This window comes from Paenibacillus sp. FSL P2-0173, assembly GCF_038008045.1.
Taxonomy (GTDB): domain Bacteria; phylum Bacillota; class Bacilli; order Paenibacillales; family Paenibacillaceae; genus Paenibacillus; species Paenibacillus polymyxa_B.
Window position 1 is genome coordinate 325,311 of the sequence record NZ_JBBOYK010000003.1, and the last position, 25,227, is coordinate 350,537.

Annotated in this window: 24 protein-coding genes and 1 riboswitch; of the genes, 1 reads left to right on the top strand and 23 read right to left on the bottom strand. The window is 48.6% G+C overall.

From position 1 onward, the window contains the following. Nucleotides 1–22: 22 nt before the first annotated feature. From cbiE to MKX30_RS17935, 15 genes are all read right to left on the bottom strand, one after another. Nucleotides 23–1,279, bottom strand: coding sequence for a precorrin-6y C5,15-methyltransferase (decarboxylating) subunit CbiE (gene cbiE, locus MKX30_RS17865; RefSeq protein ID WP_339201085.1), 1,257 nt, complete (start codon nt 1,277–1,279; stop codon nt 23–25). Continuing rightward, entirely contained in the window at nt 1,272–2,417 is a 1,146-nt protein-coding gene (locus MKX30_RS17870; RefSeq protein WP_023990789.1) for a cobalt-precorrin-5B (C(1))-methyltransferase, read from the bottom strand. Before MKX30_RS17870 ends, cbiE begins: the two co-directional genes overlap by 8 nt. 74 nt (nt 2,418–2,491) lie before the next feature. Then, nucleotides 2,492–3,136, bottom strand: coding sequence for a precorrin-8X methylmutase (locus tag MKX30_RS17875; RefSeq protein WP_013312413.1), 645 nt, complete (start codon nt 3,134–3,136; stop codon nt 2,492–2,494). A 379-nt stretch (nt 3,137–3,515) separates the two neighbouring features. After that, a complete protein-coding gene (gene cobK, locus MKX30_RS17880; RefSeq protein WP_071558106.1) occupies nt 3,516–4,295 on the bottom strand; it encodes a precorrin-6A reductase in 780 nt (259 codons plus the stop codon). Continuing rightward, nucleotides 4,292–5,377, bottom strand: a complete 1,086-nt coding sequence (locus MKX30_RS17885) for a sirohydrochlorin chelatase (RefSeq protein WP_068938982.1) — start codon at nt 5,375–5,377, stop codon at nt 4,292–4,294. Before MKX30_RS17885 ends, cobK begins: the two co-directional genes overlap by 4 nt. 92 nt (nt 5,378–5,469) lie before the next feature. After that, complete coding sequence (gene cobJ, locus MKX30_RS17890) at nt 5,470–7,266, bottom strand: precorrin-3B C(17)-methyltransferase (RefSeq protein WP_075154876.1); 1,797 nt, start codon at nt 7,264–7,266, stop codon at nt 5,470–5,472. Nucleotides 7,267–7,577: 311 nt separating this feature from the next. Beyond that, nucleotides 7,578–7,763: riboswitch (cobalamin riboswitch) on the bottom strand. 57 nt (nt 7,764–7,820) lie between these two features. Beyond that, complete coding sequence (locus MKX30_RS17895; RefSeq protein ID WP_023990794.1) at nt 7,821–8,375, bottom strand: LOG family protein; 555 nt, start codon at nt 8,373–8,375, stop codon at nt 7,821–7,823. 206 nt (nt 8,376–8,581) lie between these two features. After that, complete coding sequence (locus MKX30_RS17900) at nt 8,582–9,433, bottom strand: uroporphyrinogen-III synthase (RefSeq protein ID WP_068938986.1); 852 nt, start codon at nt 9,431–9,433, stop codon at nt 8,582–8,584. A gap of 101 nt (nt 9,434–9,534) precedes the next feature. Beyond that, complete coding sequence (locus MKX30_RS17905; RefSeq protein ID WP_341063173.1) at nt 9,535–10,689, bottom strand: GerAB/ArcD/ProY family transporter; 1,155 nt, start codon at nt 10,687–10,689, stop codon at nt 9,535–9,537. A 43-nt stretch (nt 10,690–10,732) separates the two neighbouring features. Beyond that, the gene (locus MKX30_RS17910; protein WP_023990797.1) at nt 10,733–10,957 is read right to left on the bottom strand and encodes a hypothetical protein; all 225 of its coding nucleotides are present in this window, start codon (nt 10,955–10,957) and stop codon (nt 10,733–10,735) included. Continuing rightward, nucleotides 10,950–12,167 (bottom strand): Ger(x)C family spore germination protein, encoded by a 1,218-nt coding sequence (locus tag MKX30_RS17915; protein WP_028540746.1) that lies wholly within the window; start codon nt 12,165–12,167, stop codon nt 10,950–10,952. Before MKX30_RS17915 ends, MKX30_RS17910 begins: the two co-directional genes overlap by 8 nt. Then, nucleotides 12,167–13,792, bottom strand: a complete 1,626-nt coding sequence (locus MKX30_RS17920; protein WP_023990799.1) for a spore germination protein — start codon at nt 13,790–13,792, stop codon at nt 12,167–12,169. The genes MKX30_RS17915 and MKX30_RS17920 overlap by 1 nt, the downstream gene beginning before the upstream one ends. Before the next feature lie 179 nt (nt 13,793–13,971). After that, nucleotides 13,972–14,310 (bottom strand): hypothetical protein, encoded by a 339-nt coding sequence (locus MKX30_RS17925; protein WP_028540747.1) that lies wholly within the window; start codon nt 14,308–14,310, stop codon nt 13,972–13,974. A gap of 15 nt (nt 14,311–14,325) precedes the next feature. Then, nucleotides 14,326–15,039 (bottom strand): pirin family protein, encoded by a 714-nt coding sequence (locus tag MKX30_RS17930; protein WP_023990801.1) that lies wholly within the window; start codon nt 15,037–15,039, stop codon nt 14,326–14,328. Between the two features lie 69 nt (nt 15,040–15,108). Beyond that, nucleotides 15,109–15,966, bottom strand: a complete 858-nt coding sequence (locus MKX30_RS17935) for a LysR family transcriptional regulator (protein ID WP_053326314.1) — start codon at nt 15,964–15,966, stop codon at nt 15,109–15,111. 181 nt (nt 15,967–16,147) lie between these two features. Here MKX30_RS17935 and MKX30_RS17940 point away from each other — a divergent pair, with 181 nt between their 5' ends. Next, nucleotides 16,148–17,128 (top strand): DMT family transporter, encoded by a 981-nt coding sequence (locus MKX30_RS17940; protein WP_226887718.1) that lies wholly within the window; start codon nt 16,148–16,150, stop codon nt 17,126–17,128. Nucleotides 17,129–17,248: 120 nt separating this feature from the next. Here MKX30_RS17940 and MKX30_RS17945 read toward each other — a convergent pair whose 3' ends face one another. From MKX30_RS17945 to MKX30_RS17980, 8 genes are all read right to left on the bottom strand, one after another. Further along, nucleotides 17,249–19,237 (bottom strand): methyl-accepting chemotaxis protein, encoded by a 1,989-nt coding sequence (locus MKX30_RS17945; protein ID WP_023990804.1) that lies wholly within the window; start codon nt 19,235–19,237, stop codon nt 17,249–17,251. Nucleotides 19,238–19,391: 154 nt separating this feature from the next. Then, nucleotides 19,392–19,799 (bottom strand): DoxX family protein, encoded by a 408-nt coding sequence (locus tag MKX30_RS17950; RefSeq protein ID WP_341063174.1) that lies wholly within the window; start codon nt 19,797–19,799, stop codon nt 19,392–19,394. Nucleotides 19,800–19,921: 122 nt separating this feature from the next. Continuing rightward, nucleotides 19,922–20,782, bottom strand: coding sequence for a M56 family metallopeptidase (locus MKX30_RS17955; RefSeq protein WP_028540752.1), 861 nt, complete (start codon nt 20,780–20,782; stop codon nt 19,922–19,924). Nucleotides 20,783–20,785: 3 nt separating this feature from the next. Next, nucleotides 20,786–21,199, bottom strand: a complete 414-nt coding sequence (locus tag MKX30_RS17960; RefSeq protein ID WP_023990807.1) for a BlaI/MecI/CopY family transcriptional regulator — start codon at nt 21,197–21,199, stop codon at nt 20,786–20,788. 146 nt (nt 21,200–21,345) lie between these two features. After that, nucleotides 21,346–22,185 carry a response regulator transcription factor gene (locus tag MKX30_RS17965; protein ID WP_076264517.1) on the bottom strand — a complete coding sequence of 280 codons (840 nt, stop codon included), beginning with the start codon at nt 22,183–22,185 and terminating at the stop codon, nt 21,346–21,348. Beyond that, a complete protein-coding gene (locus MKX30_RS17970) occupies nt 22,161–22,556 on the bottom strand; it encodes a Fur family transcriptional regulator (protein WP_023990809.1) in 396 nt (131 codons plus the stop codon). The genes MKX30_RS17965 and MKX30_RS17970 overlap by 25 nt, the downstream gene beginning before the upstream one ends. 403 nt (nt 22,557–22,959) lie before the next feature. Continuing rightward, nucleotides 22,960–24,105, bottom strand: a complete 1,146-nt coding sequence (locus MKX30_RS17975) for a GerAB/ArcD/ProY family transporter (protein ID WP_025720332.1) — start codon at nt 24,103–24,105, stop codon at nt 22,960–22,962. After that, nucleotides 24,102–25,211 (bottom strand): GerAB/ArcD/ProY family transporter, encoded by a 1,110-nt coding sequence (locus tag MKX30_RS17980; protein WP_068938994.1) that lies wholly within the window; start codon nt 25,209–25,211, stop codon nt 24,102–24,104. Before MKX30_RS17980 ends, MKX30_RS17975 begins: the two co-directional genes overlap by 4 nt. Nucleotides 25,212–25,227 lie beyond the last annotated feature (16 nt).

Below are 25,227 nucleotides of genomic sequence, written 5' to 3' on the forward strand. Positions count from 1 at the left end.
CTCCCCCTCTTGAATTACCAGCTTACTCCCCTGAAACTTCATCAGCCACGTCCACCACCGGCTGTCCTGTAATAACATATATCGGATTGAGTCCATCAAAACGAGTCATATTCAAAATCGGCTTGCTACGCGCTGTTTGCAGTAACGTCACCGAAGTATCGAGTCCTGCTGCTTGCATCGCCTTCATACCGTCATGCAACGTCTCAATCGTTGCAGCATTCACTACAATTCGTCCATCCTTACGTAGACGGGAAGCACACAGACGAATCAGCTCAGCCAATTCTCCCCCGCTCCCACCGATAAACACCGCATCCGGGTCTGGCAGATCTTCCAATCCGGCAGGCGCTTTGGCATGAATGACCGGGAAATCGGTACGGAATTTGATTTTGTTTGCTTCGACATTAGCCAGATCGCCTTCATTCTTCTCAATGGCAAATACTTGCCCATACCTGGCCAGCCGCGCACATTCCACCGCTACAGAGCCGGAGCCTGCGCCGATATCCCATACGATGCTTCGTTCGGTCAGACGCAGCTCGGACAAGCTGAATACGCGTACTTCACGCTTCGTGATCAGCCCTTTTTCCGGCTTGCGCTGGTGAAATTCCGCATCCTCGAAGCCAAATCCCCGACGAATTGCAGGCACGTCTTCTCCCTTACGGCGGCGTAAAATAACCACATTCAATGGTTGGAACGTTCTCTGCGCCATCTCTTCCAGCGTATAATGCCGATACGCCTCATCCGGTCCGCCCAAATGCTCGCCGACAAAGGCATCATATTCCGTCATACCATAATGCAGCAAATAGGCAGCGACTGTGGCGGGATGATTTCGGTCATCCGTCAGCAGCGCGACCTTGTTCTGTCCGTCGATCCGCTGCGCCAATCCGGTCATCGGACGGCCGTGTACGCTTTCCAGCACCGCATCCTGCCAGCTTTCACCGAGACGCGCAAACGCCAGCTGAACCGAGCTGAGATGCGGCAAAATATCCAGATGTTCAGCCCCCAGCTTGGCAGACAAATAACCTGCAATTCCAAAAAAAAGCGGATCGCCTGACGCAAGCACGACAATATCCTTGTCATTTCGCAACCGTCCCAATTCTTCTACCACGGCAGATAAGCCGCTCTTTAATGTTCGTTTTTCCCCTGCGAATGCCTTGAAAAAGGCTAGCTGGCGTTCTCCACCAACCAGCAGGTCGGCACGCTCAATGTGCTCCAGCGTCTCCTGCGACAGACCTGCCGCTCCATTTTCACCGATACCAATGACACGAATCACTCTACTCACCGACTCTCGCCCTCCCCAGCACGTTCCCTTTCATCGTTACCAGTACCATTTCCACGACAATTCCACCACCTGCATGGTCCAGACAATGCTGACATCCATAGGTACACAGCTTTTCAAAAAAGCTCAGCGCATTCGCTTCGGTCATCATATCTGCCACCTGCGTAGCTGTATTCGCCTCTGCCACTGCCGCTGCAAGCGACTCGTCCACACCTGCTTCACGCGCGACCTCAGCCAAAAAGCCAAAGTCCACCGGTGCGCTCTTGGAGTGAACCATCATGACACCTTGAGCTACCTTCGACAGCTTGCCGGGCATACCGACGAGAATAATCTTTTTCATTCCCAGCCGTTTCCCGTGCTTAATGGCAAAGCCGACAAAATCCCCCATCTGAATAAAGGCCTCTTCCGTCAGCTGATCGTACATTTGCATGGCATATTTTTCACTGCTGCCACCTGTGGTCAGGACTATTTCCTGGCAGTTCATCGCTTGCGCAACCGATATGGCCTGCACGACACTGGCTTTATAAGCTGACGTGGAAAACGGAACGACCACTCCACGCGTACCTAGTATGGAAATACCGCCAAGAATGCCAAGTCGCCCGTTCAACGTTTTCTTGGCAATTTCTTCACCGTCCGGTACGCTGATGACGACACGGACACCTTTGGCCGATCCGTGCTCTTCAAGCACGCCTGTCACAGCCTCCGTAATCATCCGGCGCGGCACCGGATTAATCGCTGCTTCCCCGACAGGCACAGGCAGACCGGGCTTCGTTACCCGCCCCACGCCGATGCCACCGTCCAACTCAATGCCCGGCTCCTCGCGCCAGCTAACAGAGGCGCTAATTCTCGCCTGATGCGTGGCATCTGGGTCATCGCCACCGTCCTTGATCGTCGTGCAGGAAGCTTCGTCCGCGTCCAACACAGGCTCAATCAGCTCAAACGCATGATCAAAGCCCGCGGGCAGCGATATCACTGCTTCCTTCGGCGGAATGCCCGTGATGAGCAGTTGTACCGCTCCTTTGGCCACTGCAGCCGCACAAGCTCCAGTCGTAAAGCCTGACCGCATCGGCTTGTCCGGTGCGGGAGCTTCACCGCTTTTCATCCGTTTGGGCCTGTCGACGGACGCCGCTTCCTTTTCCATGCCAATTCCTCCTTAACCTCTTCTGCTGATCATGTTCCAATTCATTTCATGATACAGCAAACGGACAACCGCATCTAGCGGACAGCCATTAAGGAGATCGCATTCAATGCTGCTACGACAATTGTACTGCCGCCCTTGCGTCCAATATTCGTAATGAACGGAATATCCAGCTTGCGCAGCTCGTCCTTGGATTCTGCCGCCGAGACGAAGCCTACGGGCATGCCAATTACCAGTCCGGGCTTAGCCGCTCCTTCTTTCACCAGACGAATTAACTCCAACAACGCTGTCGGTGCATTACCAATGGCATAGATACCGCCTTCGCCCGCCTGAATCGCTTTGCGCATCGAAATAATGGCGCGTGTCGTATTCAGCCTTTTCGCTTCTTCCATGACGTCAGGGTCAGATATGTACACATGCACATCCCCACCAAATTGACGGATACGATCCTTGCTCAGCCCCGCTTGAATCATTTGCACATCCGCCACTACCTGCTGTCCTGCGCGAATAGCTGCAACCCCGGCTTCAATCGCTTTTGGATGAAACACCATGCTGCGGCCCAGCTCAAAATCAGCAGATGCATGAATGACACGCTGTACAACGGGATATTGCTCTGCTGTAAAAGGATGCTCTCCCAGTTCTTCAGTGATCATCTCGAAACTTTTGCCTTCAATCTCCTGCGGCTGTACCGTTAGCGGTTTGAAATCTGTTTTAAAATCCATCGTATCGACCACTCCCTTATGGAAAATTAGAAAATTAAATTAGCTTAGAACATTAAAGTTACCTATTGTTCCACTACGCAGTCGGATGGTGCTTCCCATCGCCACCGCCCCCGGATTCCTTGAATAAAACTTATGATCAGCGTAGAAATCCGGGGACAAAAGCGACCGCTACGCTTGTACAGCACCATTCCGACTACTCCGTTTTATATTCATTTTTCAAGTTCGTCTTATATAGGGAAAATGACATTCATGTTAAGGAGTTACAAACACCTCTACACAAAAACTGCACATTTTAAGATGACTATATTTTAAATACACGCCAGAAATCGTTCTGAATTCATCGGATTGACTGGACCGACCAACTTCATAGGCTTATGTCTTAAAGCACAGACTCCTCTTTGTCTATACGCAATGCGTCGATGACTCCGTCGAAATGATCAAATACTGTGCCAAATTCCACTTCCGGCCTGGAAATCAAAAGTACGTGAATCCCCAGCTCCAATGCAGATTGAACCTTTTCATCCACTGCTCCCGTGCGTCCGCTTTCCTTGGTGACCATCACGGTCGTGCCATAGTGCTTGTACAATGCTTCATTCATCTCGCGGGAAAAGGGTCCCTGCATGGCAATAATATTCTTTTGCTCCATGCCCAGTTCGCTGCATTTCTCCATATTGTCCAAGCGCGGCAGCATGCGTGCAACCAGACGAATCTCCGGGTCTCCGAGTAAATGCTTGGTGAACGTGCCGAGCGTCTTACTGCCTGTCGTAAGCATTACAGAGCCTTTGAGTTGCTTCGCTTCTAATGCGGCCTCTTCATAGGAAGACACGATGTGGAGCAACGGATGATTGTCATACACCAGTCCCGCCCGCTCGTAGCGAATATAAGGAACTCCAGATACGCGAGCGGCTGTCATCGCATTCGCATGTGCTTCTTCTGCAAAAGGATGACTGGCATCAACGACGGCCAGTATTCCCTGCTCCCGAATCATTGCACTCATTTCATCGGCTGTCATTCGGCCTGTACGTACGTCTAGTCCCACTTCGGACAAGCTGGCTGCCGCGCTTTCGGTTACGACCGAGGTCAATACGTTGAAGCCATTGTCACGGATTTGCAGCGCCAATTCCCGAGCGTCGCTCGTTCCGCATAGCATGAATATCATGAGCCCTTCACCTGCCCGCTTCCGTTCACTACAGATGGCGTATGTGAATGCTCGTGATGGTGATCATGGTCATCATGGCTGTGAGCATGGACATGCTCATGAGTGTGATCGTGGCTGTGTGTATGGTGATCATGATGATCGTGCTCATGTGCATGATGATGATGTTCATGGTCGTGCTCATGCTCATGATGGTGATCATGATCGTGATGGTGATCGTGGTCATGATCGTGGTGATGATGGTGGTGCTCCTGCGCCTCCAGACGGAACTGGCAGTTATCACAATTGGCCGTAACCTTGCCAAACAAGCCTTCCTTAGCTCGCTCCAGCACCAGTTCAATCAATTGGGGATGGAAACCAAAATATCCGCCCATCTCCACTTGTAATGCAGGGTGAGCCTCGGCAAATTCCTGGGTCATTTCTCCGATGCGCTTAATCAGCACACCCGTGAACAGAAAATAGGGAAGCACAATAATCTTTTTGGCCCCCAATCGTACACAACGCTCCAATCCATCGGGAAAAGAAGGCTGCGTCACACCGATAAAGCTGCTCTCTACCCACGTATAAGAAAGCTGCTCCCACAGCATACGGGTGATTTTGAAAAAGTCACTGTTCGCATCTGGATCGCTACTTCCGCGTCCTAACACAAGTACCGCCGTTTCTTCGTCGGATACCTCGGGAAATGCCTCTACAGCGCTATTCATTCCCGCTGGAATCGCAACCGGACGGGCCTCTTTCAAGCGGCTTTGCAGAATGCTGACGATTTTCTCGTGAACGCCAATCGGGCGTCCGTATACAAATTCCACCTGCGGATATTTTGCTTTTGCCCGGTCAATAGCCATCGGAATATCAATTTTGGCATGTACCGCTGCAAACAAGATAATCGGAATAAGAACGACACGCGTCGCCCCTTTCTCCACACATGTTTGCATCCCTTCAGCAATGCTGGGACGTGCCAACTCCAAGAAACAGGTTTCCACGCACATATCCGGTACCCGGTCTGCCACTGCCTGTGCAAATTCCAGCAGCTCCTGGTTCCCCTCCGGGTCCCGACTTCCATGTCCAACCAACAATATTGCATCCACTGCTGTTTTTTCCTCCTCTTTAATAGGGATAACCTGCATGACGCCCTATTTTATATATATGCTTGTATCCAGTTCATCAGGCCTTCATTCCATTAATCACCACAAACCGCATTCACTTCTACCGTTGCTGGTGCATCTTCATGCCGGAAACCCGCAACGACGCCTACACGTTTAAAAAATTTATGAAAACGCTCATTCGGATGCCCTTTTTCCTTATATTCAGCAATGACGTTCTCCACGATATCAGTAATCTGATCACCCGGAATTCCTTCCGCTACGGGCTGAGCGGCATGAGCATTGCGACCGAATTTTTTGCCACCGAGGAAGAGGTCGTATCCTCCCTTGCGATAGACGATTCCGATATCCTCCAGCACCGCTCCATAGCAGGCCATACCGCATCCGTTCAAAGCAATACTCGTTTCCTTGGGTGCCTGTAACCCGCCAAGTACAACCTGTAGATGCTCAGCCACAGGCACAGCGTCATCCTTCTCCATATTGCAGAAGTCGCACGCCTTCACCTTAAACACATCGCCAATCGGCATGACAATGAATCGTTCATCCCGCAGCCGTCCGACCAGTTCCTCGGGGTCTGCACACGGCACGCGCAGCACGATCTGATGATCTGGCGTGTATTCCAGCTCGCCGTCATCACCCGCTACCTCGGCGAGCAGCGCCATCTGACGAGCGGTGAACTTCTTGTTTCCCACACCCGGGGAAACGCCCACCTCAAACAGCGCAGGCTTGCCAAAGCCGCCTGTCGCCATTCCAGCCGTAGCCCCCGCTCCGGCCACCGCTGACGTTCCGGCGGTGCTCTCGGCGGTAGGCGCTTGCCCGCTCCAGCGAGCGTTGGCTTCGCCAGGCAGCTTGCCGCCGACAGCGAGACGGCTTAGTGCCTCTGCTGCCAGCGATGCCGGGGCTGCGCCGGTTTGCACAGTAGTCGTTGCCTGCACGGCAGCCATCGCTTGCGGGCGTGCCTGCGTCGCAACCGCAGCGCCGCTCGCGGAGGGTCCAGCGGGCGTAGTCGGGGCTGCGCCTGCTTGCAGTGTATCCTCTTGTGCGCCCAGCGACCACGGCTCCGCTTCCGTGCGGAGACGCTGATGCGGCTTGAGTGCCTGCTCGGTCGCATCTAATGTGTATTTGCGCTGATATCCGCGCGGAGTCACGATCAAGCCGTCATACACCGTCGTCGAGGAATTGCCGATGATTACAGTCGTCAGCATCCCAATGTCATGGTTCAGCATATCTTCCAGCGTCGTTACAATAACTTGCTGACGTTCACGATAAGCACTTTTCACCAACCCAACTGGAGTTTGCGGATCGCGGTAACGCAGCAAAATGGACTGCGTCTCCACAATCTGGCGGGTACGCCGACCACTGCGCGGGTTGTATAATGCAATCACAAAATCGGCCGAAGCCGCTGCTTCTACGCGCTTCACAATCGTTTCCCATGGGGTTAGATGATCACTCAGACTGATCGTGCACGCATCATGCATAACTGGCGCCCCCAACAGTGATGCACAGGACTGAATAGCCGAGATCCCCGGTACGACTTCTACCTCAACCCCGTCCTCGCGTCGCCAGCCTTTTTGCATCAGCACCTCATACACCAGCCCTGCCATACCATAGACTCCCGCATCTCCACTGGAAATGACAGCTACCTTCTTGCCCATCTCTGCTTGGCGAACCGCCTCCTGCGCACGGCTCACTTCCTCTGTCATTCCTGTGCGTACAATCTCCTGTCCGTTCAACAACGGACGGATCAAATCAACGTAGGTATTGTAGCCGATAATGACCTCACTTTCGGCCAGCGCATCCAGCGCCCGTTTTGTGATATGTTCCATATCTCCTGGTCCAAATCCAATCACCAGCAATTTTCCTAATGGGCTCATCGTGCTCCTCCTATTCATCCTTTTCAGGGCAGCTATGCTATCTATTTCAATGATTTATGCACATCGTGTAACTCAAAAAAACCCCATCCTGCCCGGATGGGGTTTCTATGTACGCATCTCTCATCAGACGAACAAACAGCGTAAGAAGACACTATTTGTCTTCCTCCAGCCTGCCGTTGTTTTCCATCTGACTGTTTACGTTTCAAACGCTGCTGCACGTTCATATCCACGCAAACCTCTAGCCAACATGGAAAAAGCAACGTGTGCCTGATTTCCTGATTTCGTACACCCATCCTCTCCGCGAAGGTTAACGGTGCATACAGATCAAGGTAGGTCTCCTGGCTTGGCATCAACGGATTCTTTCGTCTTCCCCGTTTTTCACGAGTGACCATTTTAAAAAATCCTCTTCCTTACAGTGGCGGGACCGCTCGGGATTTGCACCCGATTCCCTGTTACCCTTTGCTCAACCGCAAAGGCACCTTGTCTGTCCGCTATTTGATTATGGGTCTTATCATAACCTTGCCTCAATCAGTTGTGCAAGCACGAAAAACGCTTTATTTCAAGTTCTCTGCTTTATTTTTTAACATATGTAGCAATTCGTCCGGGTCCGCAGAGATACTTAATAACGCTGGATGCTCAGCCCCGGTAAACCCTTCTTGCACGCTATGACGCACCATTTCTACTAACGGGTCAAAATATCCATTCACATTCAGCAGCCCAATCGGCTTGCGATGAATCCCGATTTGCGCCCAGCACAATACCTCGAATAGCTCCTCGAAGGTTCCCAAGCCACCCGGAAGAGCGATAAACGCATCGGCCATCTCGCTCATTGCCGCTTTACGCTCATGCATGCTTGCTACCTCAATAAATTCGGTAACTCCCCGATGAATGATCTCTGCATCAAATAATAGGGTGGGCATAATGCCAGTGACCTGACCGTCACCCGCCAGCATTCCATCCGCCACCTCTCCCATCAGCCCCCTGCTAGAGCCACCATAGATCAGACGGATATGATGACGAGCCATGGCTTCCCCCAGCTTGCCTGCAGCCTCAACATATACCGATGAATGTCCAGGTCTGGACCCGGCAAATACGCAAATAGAATTCATTAACGTCTCAGCTCCTGTCCTAAGTATCATGCATCGAAACTTATTCATTATATTAGATAAACATTTTCGCTATAACAAAAATCTTTGTCGATGCATGTCCAACAAAAAAAGATAAAGACCTCGTAGGCCCTTATCTTTATTTTACTCTGTATCCCAAAATATAAGTTCATTTTTTAGCATACTGCATTTATAATTTCTATCTCATTTCAATGACCATTCACGATCTTCAGACCACAGCCATGCACCGAATCGTTATGTTCAAAATATTTACCCAGCTCCACCATCATCGCGCCCATGCGCTCTTCGGTTGGAAACACGACTCGGTCAATCCCTTCTTCCACAATGGACTGTGCAGTCACCTTCCCTACGGATACAGCAATCACATCCTCACGAAAAGCTTCCAGTAACTCCTCGATTCGATTTTGCTCTCTGGCATATTGGGCCAAAAATCGGATTTGCGGACCACTTGTAAACGTAACAGCATCAACATTACGATGGATAACATCCTCCAGTAACGCCTGCAATTTTGCTTCCTCAGGTGGGATATGCTTATAAGGAAGTACCTGGCGGGTCACTGCCCCCTGCTCGTCCAGCCACTTTACCAACCGTGGAGCTGGATCGCCATGCAGTTGCAACAGTACTTCCTTCCCCTTCAGATCGTATGGGGCGAAAGCTCCTGTCAATCCGATCAAACTTCCGTCCTCGTCTCGTACTGCTGGCGTAAAGCCACGCTTTTTGAGTCCATTGACCGTCTTGTAGCCCCGCGCTGCAATGTTGGAGGATTGCAGCAACTCCATAATCTGCTCGGCCACGCCCATATCCTCTGCCATATCGAACAAGGCATCCAGCCCCATACCTGTCGTGAAGATGTACCAGTCCGGAGGGTGCTTCACCCACGATACAACAGCGTTGCGCAGCTCGATATCATCCAAAAAAACGGTGCCCTGGGCCGGGCGCTGTACTGGCTCACCCCCCATCTTCACAACTAGCAGCGCCATTTCTTCTGCTTTACGGGGACCAGCAAGAGCGACTCTCTTACCTGCCATGCGTTGTGCCATTCTGTTGCCTCCCTTGTAGAAGTCGTATTTCTTTCTACCAAGTATACAATCAGAGGGGTAAAAGACAAATAAGAATTACTTTTCCGATGAATACAGTAATCTTATAAGTGGCCGTGTCCTGTTCTGCCTTCATGCTGGCTTTCTTTCTGACTACTGCTATCCCGCTCTCCGTTAGATGCCCTATCATCTCCGCCTTTCCCTTTAGATTTGGGTCGGAGCAACATCCATAGCAACAAGGGCATGATAACAAAAAAAATGATCATCACCGCGGTCCACTCCCGGCTGAAATCATAAATTTGCACGATGTTGGAGAACAGCATAAACGAACAGACGTAACCCAACAAACCTACGGGCCAAACCATCAGACTTCCCCATGCATGGGCAAACATACGCTTTACTGCCAAACTGGTAACGTACAGGTCAACCCCAATCTTCGTAAGAAAGGTCGGTACGGTCAGTGCTGCCACGAACAAGTCGAACCGATCCAGAAAGTCCGTTAGCTGCAATTGACGCACTAGTTCATAGGATGGATAAAATAGCCGGGACAAGATAGGAACACCAATAACCAACTCCGACAGCAACATCAGCATGGTCAGAAATGCGGTTCCGAGCAAATGCCCATACCACGCACTACGCCCATTATAGCTCTTCCCAGAAATCACAAAGGGAACCATCATGATATCGGCCATATATCCCAGCATGCGCCAGCTGCCCTTGATCACTCCATCTACTTCCGGATGTAAATAGGGTCTCAGTACCGAAAAATCCATATTACGCCCGAAAAAAAGCGGCATGGTCAGCAGCGTCAGAATCAACAAAGGTACAAAAATCTCGGTCATATTCACGATGGTGCTTATTCCGCCTTTGGCCATAAACGCCAGAGTCAAAAGCAAAATAAGAGATACGACAACAATCGGAGTCAGCGGCAAAAGTACAACCTCCACCAAATCCGTGATAACTCTCAAATCCCGTGCAAAAATGATCAGAAATAAAATAAGGTAGACTGCAAGCAGCATACGTCCTAGCACAGGGTGAGAGCTCACCATGGCCTGCATCAGGTCCTGATCAGGAAAACGCCGCTTGAGTCTCAACATGGCCCAAATCGGCAAGCATAGCACGATAGCTGCAATTACACAGGTCCAGTAGGCATGTTGATTCGCGTAATCTGCTGCCTGCGCCGGAGCATGTATAAGGGTAATAGCGACCTCCATCAATACACCAAGCAGCACGATTTGTCTGGTTGTGAACTGTCTCATGCAGGTACATCCTCCTTTTGCCCGCAGGCATCCATTACACGATTTACAACGTAGGGGGGAGCCACATGTCAATAAAACGGGCCAGCCATGTAGCCACATAAACAGTGCTCTTCGTTGATGTTCCGTAAATCCAGACACCAATGCTAATGACATACAATACGCGTGAGATCCAGCGATTGACGGCAGGCGCATCCCTAATACTTTTGCGGTCAATCAGATACATGAAGAGCATAGCCAGCAATAAAGGTAATAGAAATACTTTATTCATTCTGGATTTGCTCCTTTTTGACCCCGAATGGTTTGGTGACCGCACCGATATTTTCAATATGCACGACCGGATCTATAGTGACCTCCACCTTGGGATACAGTTGATCCCATTGAGGTTTAATCCGTTCCCATTCATCCGGATGACTCGTAATAATAGCCCGGCCCAAACCAAGTACGTCTGAGTGATATTTTTGCTGGATCACCTTGACACCCTCTCCCAGCTCCCTCTTAATTTCCTCGGCTGTCTGTTGTTCCAGCCACTTCAAATTTTCCTCGTTGGAAATATCGAAATCCGTCTCATTTTCCTTCACATTCCCGTTACAGTTCATATGAACGGTCATGCGAATATCGTTCCCACGAATATATGGCTTGATATGGACATTATTTTCGATGAGGTGTACAGATATGTAGCCTCTACCTTTGGGAGGGTGGATAAATATTTCTGTCTCCTTGGCTTGCTCCATACCCAACAGCAGGAATCGACTGAGGTGGTTATCTATAATCCCTGTTAACCTGTCTTTCCGAAATACAGCTAGCCCATCGACCTGAATATTTGTCTTCTTGTCTTTAAGATTAGAGGGGCCATTCTTCACCAGAGACATCACCGGCACCACCGGGTCAATACCATCCAGTAGGACGGAATTTATCAGCAGCTTAACAGAACGAGGTTTTTTCATATAGGAATAGTTGAGCTCACGCACCATTTCTGCCGGATATTGCTCAATCGGGGCATCTGCCTGAAGCACTTCCATCGCTGATCCCTTCGTAATAACAACCAGGGAAGACAGACGGTTTTGCGGAATACGCGCCAGTACATCCATCATTTTGTTAATCCCTTCCCGCGCCAGCGTCTCACCGAACAGCAGCACCCGTCGATGGGAGTAATTCAGCGTTCGCGAAACCGCACGCTGTTCCTCGGTGCTTGCTCCCCGGAAGCTTGGGCCTGTTTTGGACTCCAGGTAGTAGGATTTCGTACCACTTGTACCTCCCCCTCCTCCTGTACTGCCCGAAGATCCAAGTTGTCCGGGCAAAGCGATTTGCATCGTTACCCGATATTGATCGCCTTCTTTATCCAGACCCGTACCCATCACAAAGGCCACATCGTTCACTTCACGGCGATCCCAGCATCCTCCCAAAAGAACAGAACAAAGCAGCAAACAACAGAGCACAGCCGCTTTACGTATTTGTTGTGCATCGGATTTGGGCTTCATCACCATCCCTCCTCGGTTGTAGGCGATCCATTCATCTTTTCCTTCGCTCGTTTGTTGTTGTCTTTACCAATCCAGGAAGGACGTTTAGTCATTTTCCACCAAGGCGCACGAACGACGATATCCTTTTGATCCATATGTTTGTATGGGCTATATCCGCTCATATAAGGAACACCAAACGATGTTAGCTTGGTTAGATGCGTAGCAATCAGCGTTGTCGCAATAATGATCCCAAACAATCCGAATAATCCCGCCATCAGCATAATTGGAAATCGTAGCAGACGAACTGTGATGGCAAAGTTAAAACGCGGGATGGTAAACGACGCAATACCTGTGAGCGACACAATAATGACCATCGGGGCCGATACAATCCCTGCTTGTACAGAGGCCTGACCGATGACTAGCGCTCCAAGGATACTGACAGCCTGACCGACCGTTTTGGGGAGACGAATCCCCGCTTCTCGTAACGCTTCAAAGGAAATTTCCATCATTAGTGCTTCCACCAAAGCGGGGAAAGGGATAGACTCACGCGCTGCCGCAATACTCAAAATAAGCGTCGTCGGCAGCATATCATGATGATAGGTCGTCACCGCTACATATAATGCAGGCAGAAAGAGAGCCAATATGAGAAAAAGAAAACGAATCCAGCGCACCATATTACTGATAAAAAAGCGCTCGTAATAGTCTTCGCTCGCTTGCATCATCTGCCACATCGTGACTGGCCCAATCAGGGCAAAGGGCGTTCCGTCTACAAAAATAGCAAAACGTCCTTCCAATAATTGCGCAGTGACGGTATCCGGGCGTTCGGTGTATTCCATTTGCGGAAACGGCGAAAACGGGTGATCCTCAATCAGTTCCTCAATATATCCAGTCTCCAGAACACCATCAATTTTAATATCGCTAAGCCTTTTTTTAACATCCTCCACCAGTTTTGGATCTATGATCCCTTCAATATAAGTAAGGACGACGCTCGTTTGAGTTTCTGTTCCGATGGTCATGCTGTACATCTTGAGCTTGGAGGTTTTCAATTTGAAACGTAACAGTGCCGTATTGACGCGAAGTGTCTCTGTGAATCCTTCACGCGGTCCACGAATAACCGATTCGGTCTGCGGTTCCTCCACTCCACGGCGGACACCCCCCTTGGCGCTAAAAATATACGCACGAGGCGTGCCATCTACAAACAAGGCGGCATTGCCGTCCAGTATCGCTGCCGATACCATCTTCCATTCGTCCATCGTTTTGGTCTGGGACATGGAGATACGAGTTTCATCCAGCGGCTCCAATTTGCCGTTCACTTCAGGGTCCTTGAGCATCATGCCCAGAATGACAGGCCGCAGAATATGGTCCTGCAAATCCTCCGATTTTACCGTACCTTCAAAATAAGCCAATAACCCTTTGCGTTCAGGGGAAATCATGAGCTCTCGATAGACGATATCAGAGCAATCCTTGAAAATATCACGCAAAGCAATCAAATTGTCTTCCACACTGCTACGCAGCGGCTGTTCCAGCCATGAAGACTCAGGCAGTCCTTTAGGCACATTGAAATTTCGTGTCTTGCGGTCTGCGGCTGGAATCGCTCGCCGGCTCCACGGTGGCTTCGGCAACTTGGGAAAGCGCCCTTTCTTCATCGTTATTCCCCCTTTACGAATGAGCCGAACAGATAATATGACATATAGGATGTACCAGCCTGCAAAGGATTATGTATCCAATGAACTCAACATGTTGAACAGATAACAAAAAGACCCTGCACTGATGCAGGGCCTTCGAAAATCCATTATAAATCTGGAAATTTATGATAAAGGAATGATTAATCTCCCCAATACTCCTCGGGATGGTATTCAATCTCAGAACTAGCTTTGAACGTAAGCTCATCTGTCTGATCATGATATTCCACGCTTTCCGGGGTGACGTAATACCAATGCTTCACCACGGGTCCATCGTCTACCGGCGTTACAAAACGAAATACGTTCAACTCCCCGCTATAACGCACAATCGCCTCCGCCGTCTCATGCGGCAGTCCTTGAAGCGTAAAGCGAAACACGCCGTCCGCCGATTCCAAATGGCAATCGAAAACCTGCTTGCGGCTGTCAGCAAAGCTACGTCCCGTGACGGCATGCTTGATCAGCCATGTTTCCTGCTGCGCCATTGTGCGCACCTCCTTTTAGGGCAAATCAATCAACATATAAAAAACAGAATCTTCTGCTTTCAGTGAGAGCTTCGGCTCCTGCTCAATACGAGCGGAATCGCGTCCTTGCAGAATATGTTCACCGTTCACACGCAGCGAGCCTTCGATGACGAATAGGAACACGCGCCGACCCTCGGCCTGTGTGAATTCTACTTGCTCTCCAGGCTGAAGCTTGCTTAAATAAATCGTTAAATCCTGATTGATTGCAGCTATTTCACCCTCTGTGCCTGGTACGCGCTTTCCGGCAACGACAGGCAGAAGCTGACCGTGAAGACGCTCAGGATTGAACGCTGTAGCCTCATATGACGGTTTCAGGCCTCTCGTATGCGGGCTAAACCACAATTGCAGTAGACTGACATCCTCCGTTTGTGAAGCGTTGTGCTCCGTATGAATGATGCCGTGGCCCGCTGACATTCGCTGAATGCCTCCAAAACGAGTCACCGCTACATGTCCACGGTTGTCTTCATGACGCAATTCCCCATACAGCACAATCGAAACAATCTCCATATCACTGTGCGGATGCGCCCCAAAGCCCCGTCCCGGTGTGATGACATCGTCATTACAGACACGCATAGGACCAAACGCTGTATTGTTCTCATCCTGATACTCCGCGAATGAAAAGCTGTGACTCCCCCGCAGCCAGCCCTTATCGAAGCTGAATCGGGAAGCCGCCGGATATATTGTAAACATAATAGCCCTCCTTCAGGAAGAAAAATGAGATCAAATCCCTCTCATTGTAACCGAGCCCCAGCGATAAAGCTACGCCTCTGTCTGAGTGATAATTTCGTCTATAAAAGACTGCAAAGTACTGGTAACAAAGGCTTCCTTACGCCGGATAAACACCGTTGTTACTTCATTGTACGGCTCAGGCATCGCATGACCGCAGACAAGGCCTTGAGCCACCAGCCCACTGATCGACGATTCGGGAAAAACAGTCATTCCAATACCAGCCGCCACACTGCCGATAATTGTCTCAAATGTCCCAAACTCCATAATCTGCTTGGGAATAATCCCCTCCATCTTGAGCCAGGTTTCCAGCCGTCCCCGGTAGCCGCAACCTTTTTTATACAGCAGGAGTGGACGGGTTGTAAGATCCTCAACAGAAAAGTCATCTCCTTGGGATACGAGGACCAGCTTTTCCTGAAATACATCAAACTGTTCAATCAGCGGATGCTTCACCGGCCCGGTCACAAAAGCTCCATCCAGCCGCATTTCTGCAACCTCCTGCACCAGAGACTCTGTAACCCCGGCCTTGAGGGACAACTCGACATCCGGGTACTTGCTATAGTAAGCATGTAAAATGGCCGGGAGGGCAATGACAGTCTCCACAATGCCAATCTCCAGCACCCCCGAAGGTGCAGAGGTATTCTGAAACGCATGTTTCATTTCCTCGAATTGCGATAAAATGCTTTTCGTATATTGCAGCAGACGCTTGCCCTCGGCATTGAGGATCATTCCCCGCTTATGTCTATTAAATAAAGGCGTTTGCAGTTCCTTTTCGAGCAGCTTGATTCTGGCCGTTACATTGGACTGGACATAGCTAAGCTCGGCTGCAGCCTTGCTGACACTGCCATTCGCAGCCACCGTCTGGAAAATGTTTAAATCGTTCAGATCCACTACTGCTCCCCCTTATTGTGAAGGACAATGGGCCATCAAAATTGACGCGCCTTGTCACTTATTATCATTTTAAATGATCATAATGTTTATTTTCAATCATTTTACCAACAGCTTCCTATCCTTTATGATGTGTCCATAAGATATGTCCGCTGAGACCGGCAAGGAGGAGCTTTTGTACACCATGAACAGACAAATCATGACCGGATCTTTATTATGCCTAATCGCCAGTATGTCCTGGGGGGCGATGTTTCCGGTTTCGCACATTGCATTACAACATATCAATCCACTGTACTTTTCATTTTTGCGCTATTTATCGGTTACACTCATTTTAGTCGTGCTATTGTGGCTCAAAGAGGGACGGACTGCATTTCGCTTTGAGGGCAAGGGTAAGACGTTGTTATTCTTCGGGACCATGGGATTCACCATTTATAATATGGCCGTTTTCCAGGGGCAGCACGCGATGGGGGCAGCAGGTACTCTCGTAGCCTCTATAATGGAAGTTCTAATGCCGATGATTTCCATTGCGATGGTGTGGATCATGACCCGTAAAATGCCTCCGAAATATACACTAATCAGCATGGTGATTGCGCTGGCTGGGGCTTTACTAGTGATCACGAACGGAAAATGGACCTTTTTCACGCTTGCCGGACAACATTTACTGCCGCTGCTGCTTATTTTCGTAGGCGTCGTCGGATGGGTCGTATATTCCATGGGAGGCAGCCATTTTGCAGGATGGTCTACTCTTCGGTATTCAACTCTAACCTGCCTGCTCGGAACTCTCGTCTCCTTCGTAGTCGTCACATTTGCCTCTGCGTTCAACTGGATTGTGGTACCGGACTGGCAGGCTGTGTGGTCAGTTAAATACGAAATGAGCTTTATGATCCTGCTTCCAGGGCTAGCCGCCCTGCTTAGCTGGAATGCCGGAATCCGAAAGCTGTCTCCACTGAACGGAATTCTATTTATTAACTTTGTACCGATTACCACGCTGGTACTCATGTACTTCCAAGGTTATGCTATTAGCCGTTTTGAACTATATGGTACAGTGTTAGTCATTTTCGCACTGATTCTGAACAATATGTTTCAGAGAAGTTCGCTGCGTCCTTCCGACAGCTCACGGGATGTCCGTTTCCGCCTGGATCGCCGCAAGTCCTTCCAACGTTAACTTCTAACTCTGCAAACCAAAAATTATGCTAAAACATTTAAAAAAAGCGCCTGGATACAGAGTACAATCTCCTGTATCCGGGCGCTTTTTATCATTTCAGGATTTTGCGAAATCCTCATTTTAAGATTTTCCTTCAACCTGAAAACGTCCAACCAGTTCGCGCAATTCCTCTGCCATTTGGCTCAGGTCCGCTGTAGATGAAGCAATTTCCTCTATAGAAGCGAGCTGTTGCTCAGCTGCCGCTGAGATCGACTCGGTGTTGCTCGCTGCCTCGTCCGAAATGTGGGAGATATCGCTCATAATATCTACGACACCTACAGTCCCCCGTGCCATTTCCTGAGTCACTCCGGTAATGTCATTGATATGCTCCATAGCTCGTTCCACGGCCTGGCTGATTTCCGCAAAGGATTGCTCAGACGTGGTTACCGAATCAATGCCTTCCGTCACCCGTGTCCGCGCTTGATGCATAGCACCCAGAGCATGATTCATATCCACCTGCATCGCTTCAATGCGCTCCGAGATCAAGGTAGCCGATTTGGCGGATTCCTCAGCTAGCTTACGCACCTCCGTAGCGACCACGGCAAATCCCTTACCATGATCCCCAGCGCGTGCGGCCTCAATGGACGCATTCAGAGCTAACAGATTGGTCTGTTTAGCGATACCGGATATAACGCTGATAATATTCACGATTTCACCGGAGCGCTCATTGAGGGAGTCCATGGCCTGTCCGAGATCGTTAACGGTCTCGTCGATGTCATGCATCTTCTGTACAGCCTGCGTAGCAGCCTTGCTACCCTCCTGAGCCGACTCGGCGTTCATCTTCACATGTTCAGATACGCCCAGCATACGCTCGGATACGTTCGCTGCTTGCTGAGCAAGCTCCTCCATATGTACAGAGCCGTGCTTGACGCTCTGCACCTGACGTTCGCTGCCCACAGCTACTTCCTGGATAGCAATGGTGACATGCTCAATCGCTTGGGTCGTCTGATCTGCACCCGCAGCCAGCTCCTCCGCTGAAGAACTTACCCGATCTGTCGTTTCGTGTACGCTTCGAATCATCGTGCGCAAACTATCGACCATAGTTTGGAAGTGAGAAGACAATTCGCCTACCTCATCCGTTTTTCCAGTTTCCAAATCGCCCGTCAAATCTCCTTCACTGATTCGTTCTGCTGATTTTTGCAGCTTACGAATCGGTACCAGAACAGAACGGGTGATCAGGAAAATCGCGATAAGCGCAATCACCAATGAGGCAGCCAACACAAAAATGGTTACATAACGTATGGCAGCGGTGGCATCACTAATCTCGGATTGATAGAAGGTACCTGCTATTTTCCAGCCGGTATCTTTATTCGTTACATAGTTCAGGTACTTCTCTTGGCCTTCATACACATATGTATACTGCCCGCTCTGCGCAGCATACATATCATTTATAAAGCTTGCATCAAGAGATGTACCCGGCTTAGCCGTAGGGTGGACTACAAATTTTTTCGTATGATCCAAAATGATGATATACCCCTCCTGGCCGACTTTGATGGAGGCCAGTTTGCGTACACTTTCCAGATTTAGAGAAATCCCGATAACCCCGGACTGGTCGGAAAGCGTCTGAGATACCACCACAACAGGAATACCCGATGAATTGATGATAACAGGGGTGATCGCTACCTTACCGGGTTGCTTCATCGCTTCGATGTACCATGGCCGTGTGCGAGGATCAAATGTCCCTTCGTCCTCCTTGGGCACCCCCCGAATCATCAGCCCGTCCGGTGTTCCAACAAAAATATCCGTCGCATCTTCGTGCAAGCCCTTGTATTGAATCAGTTTGGGCTGAATCAATGGGCTGTTTCGACCATCTATCATTGAGGCGTCCAGACGCTCCGCCAAATACTTCGCATCTTTAATTTTACTGGCGATTGCGTATTCAATAATCGAGTTAGCCGTCGCTACACCCTGATTTGCACTGCTGTAGAGCTGTTTTTCCATAGCATTATATGATGATTTATAGGTCGCAATGGAAATACTTAAGCTCGGAATCAGCAAAACAAGCAAAAAGCCTAAACTTAGCTTGTTCCTGAGTGTCCATATAGTTTTTCTCTTTCGCGTTGTTCCCATGTTTTTTCCCCTTTGCTCATAAAACGATATATTTGAATTACATTCAGTGTTAGTTATATCGGTTGAAAGTAACAAATGATTTACAATAAAATTTCACAAAGGAGAAAAACAAAAACCGCGCCCTATGAGACTAAGGACGCGGTTATATGAACATTTAGACCTGTACGTTACTGTTTTCAGCCTTTTTACGGCCAAATAACTGATCCACTGCCAGAAAACGTCCACCGACAAGCGCTTGCTGAAGGCTGGTGAACAGAATCAGCAGATCAAATTCAATCGAGCCAAAAGGCTGTCCTTTTTTAGCGGTTAGCAATACACCAATCATAACAATGGTCAATGCCGCTCCAGCCACTCGTGTTCCGATACCCAGAACCAGTGCAATTCCTCCAACCAGCTCAACCGTAGCGACCACAGGGGCCATCCAAACAGGGAGTCCGATACTTTGGAAGAAGCCAGAGGTTCCGTCTAATCCCTGAAACTTTTGTGCACCGTGAACGATAAAAATAACCCCTGTAAAGATTCGTACCAACAACAATCCAATATTCATAAGCGTTTGATTCATTTGCTCATCTCCTTTTAAGTTGTATAAAAATCCTGTAACAAACTACATAGTGTAGTGTAGTGTATTGCACATCAAGTATCGGGAGCGCGAAAAGCGCCACCCGTAGGAAACATCTTACCCAACTAGATTAGCGCCAGTGCGAACATAAGTGTCAGCATCACTAGCACATAGCTGGAAAACATAATCGAACGCCAAGGCATTTGAATGACAGGTTCTTGCTGAGGGTCTAAAATACGAGAGATACGATAATTAATGGACGTTTCTGCAAACGAGGAACAAGCGGCGGAGTTTACCAGGCGAGTATTGGCAGGCGTCATACTCAGAAGCTTGAGCAATGCGCTCCCAATCCCAACTGGTGAACCAGCTCGATGAATCGCTTCGTTATCAGCCAAAATTTCACGGGCCGTCTTATAATGATTGGTAATGTGACGCAGCACCGGCAAGTAAAATAGCTGTTTAGCACACACTTGCAGCAACCAGGTCTTCAACGGATCATAATGTTTCATATGATAGGCTTCATGGTATATGACCGCCTCTTCCTCGTGCTTGTCCAGTACGGACAATAGTGCAGAGGACAATACAATACGTGGCTTCCATAATCCCATGGTGAAGGCGGCTGGCTTGGCATAATCAATGACCCATATCCGATCGGTCCCGAGTTCACGATATCGCTCACCCAGTGCCTCAGTCAGCGGCAGGTCACGCATTCGGTGCAGTCTGCGAAAAGCTGCCCTGGTAGCCATACACTGTCTGACTGCTTCTCCTCCGGCGATAGTGAAGGTAACGAGAACCAGCCCGCTGAGCGCATCCACCATGTAGCCGATTCCGTAGTGCTGCAACAAGCTTCTGCATATTTGAAACACGTTATAATTCAATTTCCAGCCGAAAACATGCTGCCCGGCGTACATACCCATCTGTATAAGGGCGAAACCCGAAATCAAGGCGCCTGCTGTAAACAGTAATTTAGAACGTGTTTTCCACATCGTCTACATATCCTTTTTCCATTGTTTAATTTTTTGTTCCAGACGTTCGATCAACTTCGGATCGGCCACCTCCAGAGCATCAATCATATGATTGACAGCAAGCGGACCAAATTCATCAACCAATTCGTGACTCAGTCCCTTGGATTGCTCATCCATGAACTCATCCCTGCTTAATACTGGACGATATAAAGACGTTCTCCCACGTATACTCTTACTCAGTATTCCCTTTTCCACTAAACGGTTCATCACGGTCATTACCGTATTGAAGTTAAAGTCCCGATCCCCCTCCAACGCGGTCTGCACTTCTTTGATACTCCGATCCGAAGTGGACCATAAAATATCCATAATTTTGGCTTCCAGAGGTCCGAAAAATCGGTTAAGCCCGGTTTCGCCAGCTTTAAAATTCAGTCGTTTCATAAGAAGCACCTCACACTACCGATTGTAGTGTATATATCCGGATAAAGTCAACCGTCACACCTAATGTCAGTTTCTTCATGGAATCATATACAAACCGCCGAATGTCTCCATCCGGCGGAAATTCATCGGTATTCATAGCTTTTAGTTCAATCTGCCAATCTGTATCCTACACCTCTTACGGTTGCAATATATTCAGGTTCTGCAGGTCGATCATCCAGCTTCTTGCGCAAACTTTTGACATGCACATCTACAACGTTGCTGCCTCCTACAAAATCCGTCTCCCAGATATCGTGCATCATTTGCTCGCGGGAGATCACTTTGCCTTGAGCATCAATCAGCTTCAGCAGCAAATCGTATTCTGTTTTAGTCAGATTCAATTGACTCTCTTCTTTATATACCAGCATTTTATCTCGGTCAATCCAGATGTCCTTGAATACCGTACGACGGCTGGCTTGCGCTACCTGACGGGAAGCGGCAGGATGGCGTACAATCATCCGTTCAATGTCATGCACCATATGATTGGAAGCCAGCGGCCACACCAGCACCTCTTCTGAAGGAAGCAGCTCATGCGCATGTACAGACACCCGATCCTGTACCACATACATAACCGGTGTGTCTTTCATATGTTCTACCTCAAGACGATTGCGGATATCCAGTAATTCACTCTGTGGTTCGGTGGCGGTCAAATCGTAAATCAACAAATCGCTTCCCAGATGACGCTGCACTTCAGGCTCCCAGCGATGAAAAACCATCACATCAAAACACGCATCTGACAACGTACGCACCAACCCATGAACTACACCCGGTACCGAACTGATCAGAATGATACGACGTGTAGTCGGACAATACAAAGGCTCATTGGAGGGAACGGTCTGCACCGTAGGTGTAGAGGGAGCTGCTAACATCGATGTCCAACTGCCCTTCACCCGTCTAGGCATGTCAGCCACTTTGAAACGATTCGTTATCTGATTCGCTTGCTTTGACATTCCTTACACACTCCTCCGAATACGACATGGGCATGGGCAATATTATACCCCGTTTCATGCGCAACCGTGTCAATCCAATCATGTGGGACTTCACTCATTACTTCATCTACTCGGCCGCATACCTGACAAATAATATGCTGATGATCGTCCATCCGTCCATCATAACGACTAGCAGCTTCCCCCAGCTTCAATTCACGGATTAATTCCTTATCCGTCAAATAACGTAGGGAATTATATACTGTTCCATAGGCCAGATTATATCCGCGCTCCATCAACCGATTCATAACATCAGCCGCAGTAGGATGATCGTGGGCTTCACGAACCACATCATATACCGCTTGGCGCTGCGAAGTTAAATTTAAAGTTCTCATACCGCATCTCCCTTAACCAACGCAGATTATATTAATTACAAAATTACAATCACAATAAAGATCAATTTAGAATAAGTATAAATCTTAATTTATTTCAAGTCAATGGGATCGGATAAATTGAACGGCTTTGCAACACAATGTATACATGGTACATCTCAGCCCATACACATCGGAGGAATATTTTATGAAAATACTGTGGATATTCACCCTCTTTATGATACTTATGCTCGGCACCAATCTGCTAGTGAACTGGCTATTCGGTACTCATACCCCATGGGAGCCCATGGCATTGGCTTTTAGTACTATGCGTCCATCCGAATATATCGTCTTGTCAGGAATGCTGCTCGTATTCTTTGTGACCGTGGCAAAAAAACAAATTGAGTACGGATTTCGCTTCCTTTTTTCACGATGGTCCCGTTTTCTGAAAGTTTCCGCTTCTTCCTCGGGTTCTAACTCTGCTTCGATGCAAAAGAGCGGCCAAAAAGAGCAGCAAGGGAAAGATGTAAACAAATAACGGATGAATATAAATAAACGATAATCGTCCAAAAGCAAGGTGCTCAATCATGCTGGGTGTTTGCACCTGTGACCACAGTAAGACAATGATCCCGACAAAAAGTAGTGTTTTCCGGTAGGGGAGGTTAAAAATATCGGAGATCCCGAGCACCGCAGCATAGAAGAACAGGGCAATTTTAAAAAAATCGCCGATAATCATCGTCATCAGAACAATCACATCCAGACGCTGTAAATATTCTGAAAACTGTACATTCCCAAATGTGCTGAGTAAAGGAAAGATGGAGCGCTGTGCAATGTCAGTGCCCATAACAGCCACATTTAGTATTGCGGCTTCAGCTAAAACGAGACCACCTACGATAATGCCCGCATAGCCTGTTCTGGCCATCTGCGACGTTTTTTCCAAATGGGGCACGAACATCATAAAACAAATCATTTCTGCGTATGGAAATGCCAAATGTTCCCTAATGGCTGAATGAAGTACAGATTTAAAGCCATGCTCCATCACCGGCGTCAGCTCATGCAAATGAATGCTGTCCGATAAAATCAACAGTACATTCCCCACAAAAATGACGGTCACCACTGCAATAAGCATTATTTGTCCTGTTCGAGCTAATACTTCAAATCCTAACCAAAGGACATACATTACGCACAAAACCATAAGGAAGGCAACGACCAGGTTGGGCGTTTGCTCCAGTACGGAAATACGAATCAGCTCTGTCTCATCGCGCAAATTCCCACCTGTTAGAAATAAAAAAAACAAAATATATAATACTCCCATGACTGTTCCACATGTATGACCGACCAATTCGCTAGCATAGGTTGTGAGAGGCTTACCAGGGAACGTTTCAGCTGTGTAGCAGTACATTCGGAACAATACCATACCCAGAATCATAGCAACGAGTTGAATAATCCATGTGTCCCGCTGCATATAACTATCCATATTAATGGTGACTGCGTTCCCAATCAGAAAATGAAACATAAGAATGAGCAGTTGTCCGGTGCTGATGTATGTTTTGTTTTCAAGACGATGACTCACGAGGCATACCCCTTTCTTTTTTTGTTGCGGATCTTTTTCAGCCATGACACCATAAGCAACAAGAAAGGAAAAAACACAGCAAATACCGGAAACATCCATTTCAGTACAAACTCGCCTGTTGCAAGATGTTCTTGATAACCTTGGGTCATCAACACGCAAGAAACAAGCATGATAAGCCCAAACGGCAGGATCAGTTTATGGTACGAAACACGCAATACATCTTCAGCAGCCTTAACCGCTGCATAATAGAAAATAAAAATTTTAAAAAAATCAAAAATAATGACAGTCATGACCCCAATTACATCCACTCTATCGACGAAATCTGATATTTCGACCTTGCTGATCATAGAAAGCAGCGGGTAAGTGGCCCGTTTGAATACGTCCTCCCCAAGCACAACCACATTTGACAGTGTAACAAAAGACAGGATTGCGCCTCCCAACAATACAGCGGTGACCCCAACCCCGTTGGCACGGTAGCTTTTCTTTAATGTGGGAAGGATCATCGCAAACGTGACCATCTCACCGTATGGCAACATCAAGGCTTGTGAATAAACAACCTCCCATATCGGCTGCCAGCCATGCTGGGCAATAGGAAATATATTGCTCATATGAACAATACCTGACAATAAAATCATGATATTCGTAGCGCAGCCCAACAGCAGCAGCAAGAATAACAGCATAAGTCCCGTCCGGCCTGCGACCTCAATTCCCAAATGCATCACATACATGACAAGACCAATCATCAGGACACAGACGATAGTTAACGGCGTATGCTGTAATGTCCGATCGGCAATCAGTATTCCAGTATCTCGAAGATCGCGTGCTCCGCCGTAAAGAAAAAACACAATATATAAAAAGGCAAGCACGCTCCCAGCAGTTTTGCCTAGGAGCACCTTGCAGTACTGTGTCATGAGCAGGTCGGGAAAGTGGCGGTGAAGGCTGCCGTAGCATAGAAAAAGTAGGGCTCCCAAACCTGTGGCGATAAGAATAGCAATCCACGCATCCTTGCCCGCATCTCTTCCGGGAATAGACATCATGGACGTCCCCAACTCAAACAGCATCATCAGGGAAATCATCTCTTTTGCGTCGATTTGTATCTTTTTCAATGCCTTCCCTCCTTTC

Coding starts and splice junctions, on each gene's coding strand:
- MKX30_RS17965 (WP_076264517.1), bottom strand. CDS start 22,185: ATGTCAAAGCAAGCGAATCAGATAACGAATCGTTTCAAAGTGGCTGAC.
- cobK (WP_071558106.1), bottom strand. CDS start 4,295: ATGATATTCATGCTATGCGGAACGAGCGACGCTCGGGAATTGGCGCTG.
- cobJ (WP_075154876.1), bottom strand. CDS start 7,266: ATGAGCCCATTAGGAAAATTGCTGGTGATTGGATTTGGACCAGGAGAT.
- MKX30_RS17895 (WP_023990794.1), bottom strand. CDS start 8,375: ATGAATTCTATTTGCGTATTTGCCGGGTCCAGACCTGGACATTCATCG.
- MKX30_RS17875 (WP_013312413.1), bottom strand. CDS start 3,136: ATGGATTTTAAAACAGATTTCAAACCGCTAACGGTACAGCCGCAGGAG.
- MKX30_RS17950 (WP_341063174.1), bottom strand. CDS start 19,799: ATGAATCAAACGCTTATGAATATTGGATTGTTGTTGGTACGAATCTTT.
- MKX30_RS17945 (WP_023990804.1), bottom strand. CDS start 19,237: ATGGGAACAACGCGAAAGAGAAAAACTATATGGACACTCAGGAACAAG.
- MKX30_RS17955 (WP_028540752.1), bottom strand. CDS start 20,782: ATGTGGAAAACACGTTCTAAATTACTGTTTACAGCAGGCGCCTTGATT.
- MKX30_RS17930 (WP_023990801.1), bottom strand. CDS start 15,039: ATGTTTACAATATATCCGGCGGCTTCCCGATTCAGCTTCGATAAGGGC.
- MKX30_RS17940 (WP_226887718.1), top strand. CDS start 16,148: ATGAACAGACAAATCATGACCGGATCTTTATTATGCCTAATCGCCAGT.
- MKX30_RS17905 (WP_341063173.1), bottom strand. CDS start 10,689: ATGAGACAGTTCACAACCAGACAAATCGTGCTGCTTGGTGTATTGATG.
- MKX30_RS17925 (WP_028540747.1), bottom strand. CDS start 14,310: ATGGCGCAGCAGGAAACATGGCTGATCAAGCATGCCGTCACGGGACGT.
- MKX30_RS17920 (WP_023990799.1), bottom strand. CDS start 13,792: ATGAAGAAAGGGCGCTTTCCCAAGTTGCCGAAGCCACCGTGGAGCCGG.
- MKX30_RS17910 (WP_023990797.1), bottom strand. CDS start 10,957: ATGAATAAAGTATTTCTATTACCTTTATTGCTGGCTATGCTCTTCATG.
- MKX30_RS17960 (WP_023990807.1), bottom strand. CDS start 21,199: ATGAAACGACTGAATTTTAAAGCTGGCGAAACCGGGCTTAACCGATTT.
- MKX30_RS17870 (WP_023990789.1), bottom strand. CDS start 2,417: ATGGAAAAGGAAGCGGCGTCCGTCGACAGGCCCAAACGGATGAAAAGC.
- MKX30_RS17915 (WP_028540746.1), bottom strand. CDS start 12,167: ATGAAGCCCAAATCCGATGCACAACAAATACGTAAAGCGGCTGTGCTC.
- MKX30_RS17900 (WP_068938986.1), bottom strand. CDS start 9,433: ATGGCACAACGCATGGCAGGTAAGAGAGTCGCTCTTGCTGGTCCCCGT.
- MKX30_RS17970 (WP_023990809.1), bottom strand. CDS start 22,556: ATGAGAACTTTAAATTTAACTTCGCAGCGCCAAGCGGTATATGATGTG.